General features: G+C 67.8%; 10 protein-coding genes. 4 read left to right on the forward strand and 6 right to left on the reverse strand.

The annotated features are described in order from the left end of the window. Positions 1 to 80: 80 nt before the first annotated feature. Positions 81 to 3,521 carry a pyruvate carboxylase gene (gene pyc / locus ACE3TU_RS15725; RefSeq protein ID WP_374625852.1) on the forward strand — a complete coding sequence of 1,147 codons (3,441 nt, stop codon included), beginning with the start codon at positions 81 to 83 and terminating at the stop codon, positions 3,519 to 3,521. Between the two features lie 3 nt (positions 3,522 to 3,524). Here pyc and ACE3TU_RS15730 read toward each other — a convergent pair whose 3' ends face one another. The 3 genes from ACE3TU_RS15730 to ACE3TU_RS15740 all read right to left on the reverse strand — a co-directional run bounded on the left by ACE3TU_RS15730 (position 3,525) and on the right by ACE3TU_RS15740 (position 4,550). Next, the gene (locus ACE3TU_RS15730) at positions 3,525 to 3,920 is read right to left on the reverse strand and encodes an iron chaperone (protein ID WP_374625854.1); all 396 of its coding nucleotides are present in this window, start codon (positions 3,918 to 3,920) and stop codon (positions 3,525 to 3,527) included. Positions 3,921 to 3,956: 36 nt separating this feature from the next. Next, positions 3,957 to 4,265 (reverse strand): YkvA family protein, encoded by a 309-nt coding sequence (locus ACE3TU_RS15735; RefSeq protein ID WP_374625856.1) that lies wholly within the window; start codon positions 4,263 to 4,265, stop codon positions 3,957 to 3,959. Between the two features lie 81 nt (positions 4,266 to 4,346). Then, positions 4,347 to 4,550 (reverse strand): DUF4287 domain-containing protein, encoded by a 204-nt coding sequence (locus ACE3TU_RS15740; RefSeq protein ID WP_374625858.1) that lies wholly within the window; start codon positions 4,548 to 4,550, stop codon positions 4,347 to 4,349. An 88-nt stretch (positions 4,551 to 4,638) separates the two neighbouring features. Here ACE3TU_RS15740 and ispG point away from each other — a divergent pair, with 88 nt between their 5' ends. From ispG to ACE3TU_RS15755, 3 genes are read left to right on the forward strand one after another with little or no spacing between them, the layout of a single operon-like run. After that, the gene (ispG, locus tag ACE3TU_RS15745) at positions 4,639 to 5,877 is read left to right on the forward strand and encodes a flavodoxin-dependent (E)-4-hydroxy-3-methylbut-2-enyl-diphosphate synthase (protein WP_374625860.1); all 1,239 of its coding nucleotides are present in this window, start codon (positions 4,639 to 4,641) and stop codon (positions 5,875 to 5,877) included. Positions 5,878 to 5,879: 2 nt separating this feature from the next. Beyond that, complete coding sequence (locus ACE3TU_RS15750) at positions 5,880 to 6,236, forward strand: hypothetical protein (RefSeq protein ID WP_374625862.1); 357 nt, start codon at positions 5,880 to 5,882, stop codon at positions 6,234 to 6,236. A gap of 31 nt (positions 6,237 to 6,267) precedes the next feature. Continuing rightward, on the forward strand, positions 6,268 to 6,396 hold the full coding sequence (locus tag ACE3TU_RS15755; RefSeq protein WP_374625864.1) for a hypothetical protein: 129 nt from the start codon (positions 6,268 to 6,270) through the stop codon (positions 6,394 to 6,396). Between the two features lie 7 nt (positions 6,397 to 6,403). On the opposite strand, the gene ACE3TU_RS15760 is transcribed toward ACE3TU_RS15755, so the two are convergent. The 3 genes from ACE3TU_RS15760 to ACE3TU_RS15770 all read right to left on the reverse strand — a co-directional run. Beyond that, positions 6,404 to 7,054 (reverse strand): MOSC domain-containing protein, encoded by a 651-nt coding sequence (locus tag ACE3TU_RS15760; protein WP_374625865.1) that lies wholly within the window; start codon positions 7,052 to 7,054, stop codon positions 6,404 to 6,406. Continuing rightward, a complete protein-coding gene (locus tag ACE3TU_RS15765; RefSeq protein WP_374625867.1) occupies positions 7,051 to 7,521 on the reverse strand; it encodes a YbaK/EbsC family protein in 471 nt (156 codons plus the stop codon). Before ACE3TU_RS15765 ends, ACE3TU_RS15760 begins: the two co-directional genes overlap by 4 nt. 23 nt (positions 7,522 to 7,544) lie before the next feature. Beyond that, a partial coding sequence (locus ACE3TU_RS15770) for a polyprenyl synthetase family protein (protein ID WP_374625869.1) occupies positions 7,545 to 7,975 on the reverse strand: 431 nt, incomplete at its 5' end.

A 7,975-nucleotide genomic window follows, 5' to 3' on the forward strand; every position in this document is an offset into this window, starting at 1 on the left:
GCTTTCGCCCGCCGCTGGCTGGTTTACGACTGCTCCCAGGTCCGCGCCGCGTGCGCCCCCTCTCGCCACGAGTCCCAGACATGCCGATTTCCAAGATACTGGTCGCCAATCGCAGCGAGATCGCGATCCGCGTGTTCCGCGCGGCCAACGAACTGAACATCAAGACGGTCGCCTGCTACGCCGAAGAGGACAAGCTGGCGCTGCATCGCTTCAAGGCCGACGAGGCCTACCTGATCGGCAAGGGCAAGGGGCCGGTCGAGGCCTATCTGCAGATCGACGAGTACATCCGCATCGCGCGCATCTCGGGCGCCGACGCGATCCACCCCGGCTACGGGCTGCTGTCGGAGAGCCCCGAGTTCGCCGATGCCTGCGAGGACGCCGGCATCGTCTTCATCGGCCCGAGGGCGCAGACCATGCGCGACCTTGGCAACAAGGTGGCCGCCCGCAACATGGCGATTGCCTCGGGGGTGCCGGTGGTCCCGGCGACCGAGGCGCTGCCCGACGATATGGACGAGGTCCGTCGCATGGCGGCCCAGATCGGCTACCCGCTGATGCTCAAGGCCAGCTGGGGCGGTGGCGGACGCGGCATGCGCCGGATCATGGACGAAACGACGCTGGTCCACGAGGTCTCGGAGGGCAAGCGCGAGGCCAAGGCCGCCTTCGGCAAGGACGAGATGTACCTCGAAAAGCTGATCGAGCGTGCCCGCCACGTCGAGGTGCAGCTGGTCGGCGACGATCATGGCAACCTGGTGCACCTGTTCGAGCGCGACTGCTCGGTGCAGCGGCGCAACCAGAAGGTGGTCGAGCGCGCGCCGGCTCCCTACCTGAGCCAGCAGGTGCGCGACGAGCTGACCGGTGCGGCGATCCGGCTGGGGCGGGCGGCCAACTATCGCGGCGCCGGCACGGTCGAGTTCCTGCTCGATGCCGATACCGACAAGTTCTACTTCATCGAGGTCAACCCGCGCATTCAGGTCGAGCACACGGTGACCGAGCAGGTGACCGGCATCGACATCGTCAAGGCGCAGATCAAGCTGCTGCAGGGCGCCGTGATCGGCACGCCGGACTCGGGCGTGCCCCGGCAGGAGGATATCCGGCTCAACGGCCATGCCATCCAGTGCCGGGTGACCACCGAGGATCCCGAGCAGAACTTCATCCCCGACTATGGCCGCATCACCGCCTACCGCGAGGCCACCGGCTTCGGCGTCCGCCTCGACGGCGGCACCGCCTATGCCGGCGCCGTGATCACCAGGTTCTACGATCCGCTGCTCGAGAAGATCACCTGCTGGGCGCCGTCGCCCGACGAGGCGATTGCCCGCATGCACCGGGCCCTGCGCGAGTTCCGCATCCGCGGTGTCGCCACCAACCTCGCCTTCCTCGAGAACATCATCACGCATCCCGATTTCATCGGGAACCGCTACACGACGCGCTTCATCGACACCACGCCGGCGCTGTTCGATTTCCGCCGCCGGCAGGACCGGGCCACCAAGCTCCTGACCTACATCGCCGACGTCACCATCAACGGCCATCCCGAGGTGCGCGACCGTCCGCGTCCGCCCGCCGATGCGGCCGAACCGCTGGTCCCCGAGTACCCTCCGCTGGCAGTTGTCGAGGGTTCGCGCCAGGTGCTCGAACGGCAGGGGCCGGCGGCGCTGGCGCAGTGGATGAAGGCGCAGGATCAGGTGCTGTTCACCGATACCACGATGCGCGACGCCCACCAGTCGCTGCTCGCCACCCGCATGCGCTCGTTCGACATCACCCGCATTGCGCGTGCCTACTCGCGGGGGTTGCCCAATCTCTTCTCCCTCGAGTGCTGGGGCGGGGCGACCTTCGACGTCGCAATGCGCTTCCTCAACGAGGATCCCTGGGAGCGGCTGAGCGCCGTGCGCGAGGGGGCGCCCAATATCCTCACCCAGATGTTGCTGCGCGGCTCCAACGGGGTGGGCTACACGAACTATCCCGACAATGTGGTGAAGTTCTTCGTGCGCCAGGCGGCGGCCGGCGGCGTGGACGTGTTCCGCATCTTCGACTGCCTCAACTGGGTCGAGAACATGCGGGTGTCGATCGACGCGGTGGCGGAGGCGGGGAAGGTTGCGGAAGGGGCCATCTGCTACACGGGCGACATGCTCGACCCCGATCGGGCCAAGTACGACCTCAAGTACTATGTGGGGCTGGCAAGGGAACTCGAGGCGGCCGGCGCGCATGTGCTGGGTCTCAAGGACATGGCGGGGCTCCTGAAGCCGGCGGCAGCCAGGACGCTCATCGAGACGCTGAAGCGGGAGGTGGGCCTGCCCATTCACCTGCACACCCACGACACCTCCGGGGCCGCGGCAGCGACGATCATGGCGGCGGTCGATGCGGGTGTCGATGCGGTCGATGCCGCTATGGATGCCTTGAGTGGCACCACCTCGCAGCCGACGCTCGGCTCGCTCGTTGCCGCGCTGCGGGACGGTCCGCGCGACCCGGGCCTCGACGGCAAGGTGATTCGGGAAATCTCGTTCTACTGGGAGGCCGTGCGCACCCAGTACCGGGCCTTCGAGAGCGACCTGAAGGGCGGCGCCTCGGAGGTCTACCTGCACGAGATGCCGGGCGGGCAGTTCACCAACCTCAAGGAGCAGGCCCGCTCGCTGGGGCTGGAGAGTCGCTGGCACGCCGTGGCGCAGACCTATGCCGACGTCAACCAGATGTTCGGCGATATCGTCAAGGTCACGCCGTCGTCCAAGGTAGTGGGCGACATGGCGCTCGCCATGGTCTCCGCTGGCCTCAGCCGCGACGATGTCGAGGATCCGGCCCGCGATGTCGCCTTCCCCGATTCGGTGGTGGGCTTCTTCATGGGCGATCTCGGCCAGCCGCCGGGCGGTTTCCCGCCGGCGCTGCAGAAGAAGGTGCTGAAGGGCAAGGCGCCGCTGACGCGTCGCCCCGGCTCCTATCTCAAGGATGTCGATCTCGAGGCCCAACGGGCGAGGGTGGCCAAGGAGACCGGCGAGGAGATCGACGACCGGCGCCTCGCCTCGTACCTGATGTATCCCAAGGTCTTCGCGGATTTCGTCAAGACGCAGGACAAGTATGGGCCGACCGAAGTGCTGCCGACGCCCGTCTATTTCTACGGCCTCACCGAAGGCCAGGAGATCTTCGTCGATATCGAGAAGGGCAAGACGCTGGTTCTCACCTACCAGGGTCGCACCGAAACCAACGACAAGGGGCAAGTGCGGGTGTTCTTCGATCTCAACGGCCAGCCGCGCACCATCACGGTGCCGGACCGGCTGAAGGTCGGCGAGGTGAAGGTCCGTGCCAAGGCGGTGCTCGGCGACGGCAGGCAGATCGGCGCACCGATGCCGGGTGTCATCTCGGGGCTGGGCGTCAAGGTCGGCGACAAGGTGTTCGCCGGCGACGTGCTCCTCTCCATCGAGGCCATGAAGATGGAAACCGCCATCCACGCGGAAGTCGACGGCGTCGTGGCGGAAGTGACGGTGAAGCCCGGCGACCAGATCGACGCCAAGGACCTGCTGGTGCGCTTCGAGTAAGCCTCAGCCGCGACGACCGCCCTTGGCCTTGTCCTGCTCGAGCCGCGCGGCGACGATCCGCAGGATCAGGTCGGCGGGGACGGGCTGGTCCGGGGTGAACTGGATGGTGCCCTTGGCCGTCTTGAAGCCGGTGAGTTCCGGGGCGAAGCGCTCGAGCAGAACGGGGTCCATCGGATAGAAGCCGCAATGCGCCTTGAACGCGGCATAGCAGACCAGCGGTCCCTTCTGCCTGATGCCGGGTACGCCGTAGACGAGAGCCTCGCGGGCGTCGGGGGCGGCGGAGCGGAGGAGGGCGCGGATATCCGCCATGGCCTGCCGGAAGGGCTCGGGTGTTCGCGCCAGGTACGCGTCCACCGCCGCAGATCCGGCGACGCCCGCATTGTCCGGTTCTACTGTCATCTGCTTCGCTCCGCCCTCTTGCACGGGGCGGCACGTTCAGCGGCGCCGCCAGGTCCCGTCGATGACCTTATCGCCTGTGGGTGTCCGCGGATAGGCCGCGGCACGCTGCGGCAGCAACCGCACCAGCCAGCTGACCAGCAGCGGTACGATGATCAGGTCATCGAGCCAGCCCAGGACCGGCAGCACGTCCGGGATCAGATCGAGCGGGCTGAGCAGGTAGAGCGGTACCAGCAGCATCAGCGCCTTGAGATGGAGCGGCGTCTCGGGCGCGAGGAAGGCGCGCCACAGCGTCGCCAGTTCGGTGCGGAAGGTGAGGAAGCGGGCGAGGATGTTTAGGTTGCGCATGTCCGAGGACATGGTTTTCGCGCCGACCCGCGTCAAGGCCGCCGGAGTCGTTTTTCGACTCGCTGCCGGCCTGCCCCGGCGCTACGCGGCAGAATCCTTCAGCAGCTTGACGATCGCCATGGCGTGACCGTGACCCAGACCGAACTCGGCCTTGAGCCAGTCGGTGATCTCGGTCGCCTTGGTTCCGGGCCGGGTGAAACCCTTTTCGGCGGCTCGCCGGATGAACTCCTCGGGGCCGACGCCCGTATTCTTCTCGATATTGTCGAGGTAGGCCTGAAAGGTCATGGCAGAGTCCCGTGTCTCGTCACGAGATCGTAGCATTGCCTCGCATTGTTCAAAGGCCTATTTGCTCGGAACAGCAGCGAGGTAAGCGATGAGTGGTGTTCAGCGCCGGAACGCGGTGGGCGTGGATGTGGGCGGGGTCATGGTCGGCGGCGGTGCCCCGATCGTCGTCCAGTCGATGACCAATACCGACACCGCCGATGTCGAGGCGACCGTGCGGCAGGTGGCGCAGCTGTGGCGGGCCGGATCGGAACTGGTCCGCATTACCGTCGATCGCGACGAGGCCGCCGCCGCGGTGCCGCATATCCGCGATCGACTCCGGGGCCGCGGCATCGACGTGCCCCTGATCGGGGATTTCCACTATATCGGCCACAAGCTCCTGACGGAGCACCCGGCCTGTGCCGAGGCGCTCGACAAGTACCGGATCAACCCGGGCAATGTCGGGTTCAAGGCCAAGCGCGACACCCAGTTCTCCACCCTCATCGAACTCGCCATCCGCTACAACAAGCCGGTGCGGATCGGGGTCAACTGGGGCTCGCTCGACGAGGACCTGCTGACCCGGCTGATGGACGAGAACTCGGCCTCGGCCGAACCGGTCTCGGCCGCCGCGGTGCAGCGGGAGGCGATCATCCAGTCGGCGCTGCTGTCGGCCCGGCGCGCCGAGGAGATCGGGCTGGGGCGCGATCGGATCATCCTTTCCACCAAGGTCAGCGATGTGCAGCACCTGATCGCGGTCTATCAGGATCTCGCGGCGCGCTGCGACTATGCGCTGCATCTGGGCCTCACCGAGGCGGGCATGGGGTCGAAAGGCATCGTCGCCTCGTCGGCGGCGATGGGCATCCTGCTGCAGCAGGGGATCGGCGATACCATCCGCGTCTCGCTGACACCCGAGCCGGGCGGCGACCGCACGCAGGAGGTGCGCGTGGCGCAGGAGCTGCTACAGACCATGGGCTTCCGGCAGTTCCTACCGGTCGTCGCGGCCTGCCCCGGTTGCGGCCGTACCACCAGCCAGACCTTTCAGGTGCTGGCCAAGGAAATCCAGGATCACCTCAGTGCCTCCATGCCGGACTGGAAGGAGCGCTACCCCGGTGTCGAGCAGTTGTCCGTCGCGGTGATGGGCTGCATCGTCAACGGGCCCGGAGAGTCCAAGCACGCCGATATCGGCATCTCGCTCCCCGGTACCGGCGAGGCCCCGGCGGCGCCGGTCTTCGTCGACGGCCAGAAGGTCGCGACGCTGCGCGGCGCTGATGTCGCCGAGCAGTTCAAGGGAATGGTCGCCGACTATATCGAGAAGCGGTTCGGGCGGGGCGCGCGGAGCGCGGCGGAATAGCGATGGCGGAGGCGGGCGGATCGCCGGCACTGGCGCTGATCCGGTGGGTGCACACCGCCATCTACGTCGTCATGGCTGTATCTACGTTCGTGCTCCTCTATGCCGGCCTGACCGGCGCGACCGGGCCCTGGCTGTGGGTGGCCCTGGGCCTGCTGGCCATCGAGAGCGTGGTGTTTGTCGGAAATGGCATGAAGTGCCCGCTGACCGCGCTGGCGGTGCGGCACGGCGCGACCAGCGGGCGGGTGTTCGATACCTTTCTGCCCGAGCGGGCGACGCGCTACACGTTCCGCTTCTTCGGCACCGTCATGGTGGTCGGCCTGGGGCTTCTCGTGGGGCGATGGCTGGGCATCATCGGATGAGTGCAACGCGTTCACCGGCGGAGGACGGCGCATGAAGCCGCTGCTGGACTGGCTGTTCACCGGCGAGGCAGCTCGCCGCCGCTGGTTCTGGCTGGCTGCGCTGGCTCTGGTGCTGGTGGCGCTCGGGCTCACCGGCAACCTTCGCCCGCCCGGCACCTGAGGGCGGCTCAGGCGAGCAGATCGCCCTGCGCCAGCGCGGCGGTATACTGCTCCACGAGATCGCGATGGATCGGCGCCCCGAGCAGATAGCGCATGCGGTCGCGAGATGGCTTCTTGTAGTCCGTGGTGAGTTCGGTGATCGGCACCTTCCTGCCGGCGAATGGGACATGGGTCACGGCCATGCCCGCCGCAACAGTCCCGGGCGACAGGACCCGCGCATAGACGCCGGGGCGCTGCGCGGCGTGGAAGCGCTTCACCCAATGGACGTCGCCCATGCGTGCGGCAAAGGTCGCGCAGGGGTTGCGCGGCGCACTGGCCTCGAGCAGCACGTCGCCGATCGTAAAGCGGTCGCCGACATGGATGCGGGCACTTTCGAGGCCGGCGACGGTCAGGTTCTCGCCGAAGAGGCCGGGTGGAAGCGTCCGGCCGAGTTCACGGGCGAAGAACGCATAGTCGGGCAGGCCGTACAGATACACCGCCTGGTCGGGGCCACCATGGTGCTTGCTGTCGAGCACGGCATCGCCGAGAAGCCCGAGCGGACCGATCGGCACCGGCCCCGTCACCGGCCGCTTGTTGATCCCGGTCGGCGCCTTGTGGCCGTCGATGCGCTCGGGGCGCCCGACATTGACCGAGACGATCTCGAGGCGGTCGACGGTCACGGCGCGGGCACGTCGCAGGCATCGGCCCAGCGCCCGCCGCAAAGCTCCACCAGCCGGTCGAGCGGCAGCCGCACCGATGCATGGGTGGAGCCGCCGGCGGGAATAACCTCGTCGTAGGTCCTGAGCGAGGTATCGCAGTAGACGGTCAGCGGCGCCGGCAGGCCGAAGGGGCAGACCCCGCCGACCGCGTGGCTGGTCAGGCGCAGCACGTCCTCGGGGCCGAGCATGCGGGGCCGTCCACCGAACGCTGCCTTGGCCTTCTGATTGCTCAGCCTCGCATCGCCGCGGGTGACAAGGAGAAATTCGCTCTCCCCCACGCGGATGGCGAGGGTCTTGGCGATCTGGCCCGGCGCGACGCCATGCACGGCCGCCGCCAGTTCGACCGTCGCGGTCGAGTCCGGGGTGACGATGACGGCGAGGTCGGGTGCGCGGGCGGCGAGGTCCGCCTTCACGGTATCAAGCGACAATGGCTAGCTCCATAGAGGGTGTGTCAGCTTTCCCGCTCGGCGAAGAAACGGGCCGTGGCGCGCAGACCCTCGGCGTCGTCGCCGAACGGCAGGAGTGCGCTCAGGGCGTCGTGGATCATTTCGCCCAGCCGGCGCCGCGCGGCATCGACGCCGATGCGGGCAACCAGGGTCTGCTTGCCCTGCCCGGCATCCTTGCCGGTCTTCTTGCCCATGGCTTCGGCCGTCGCCGTCACATCGAGAATGTCGTCGGCGAGCTGGAAGGCGCGTCCGGCCGCCTCGGCGTAAGCGGTCAGCTGGCCGAGTTCGGTCTCGGAGGCGCCGCCGAGAAGCGCTCCCATCCGCACCGCCGCCCGGATCAGCGCCCCGGTCTTCATGGCATGCATGTCGGCGATGGCGCGCTCGGTGAGGAAGTGCGTCTCGCCTTCGATGTCGAGCATCTGCCCGCCGACCATGC

This window comes from Devosia sp. (assembly GCF_041917035.1).
Taxonomy (GTDB): Bacteria; Pseudomonadota; Alphaproteobacteria; order Rhizobiales; family Devosiaceae; genus Devosia_A.

What these genes read in the sequence shown, in the direction of transcription:
- pyc (WP_374625852.1), top strand. Translation starts at nt 81, where the DNA reads ATGCCGATTTCCAAGATACTGGTCGCCAATCGCAGCGAGATCGCGATC.
- ACE3TU_RS15730 (WP_374625854.1), bottom strand. Translation starts at nt 3,920, where the DNA reads ATGACAGTAGAACCGGACAATGCGGGCGTCGCCGGATCTGCGGCGGTG.
- ACE3TU_RS15735 (WP_374625856.1), bottom strand. Translation starts at nt 4,265, where the DNA reads ATGCGCAACCTAAACATCCTCGCCCGCTTCCTCACCTTCCGCACCGAA.
- ACE3TU_RS15740 (WP_374625858.1), bottom strand. Translation starts at nt 4,550, where the DNA reads ATGACCTTTCAGGCCTACCTCGACAATATCGAGAAGAATACGGGCGTC.
- ispG (WP_374625860.1), top strand. Translation starts at nt 4,639, where the DNA reads ATGAGTGGTGTTCAGCGCCGGAACGCGGTGGGCGTGGATGTGGGCGGG.
- ACE3TU_RS15750 (WP_374625862.1), top strand. Translation starts at nt 5,880, where the DNA reads ATGGCGGAGGCGGGCGGATCGCCGGCACTGGCGCTGATCCGGTGGGTG.
- ACE3TU_RS15755 (WP_374625864.1), top strand. Translation starts at nt 6,268, where the DNA reads ATGAAGCCGCTGCTGGACTGGCTGTTCACCGGCGAGGCAGCTCGCCGC.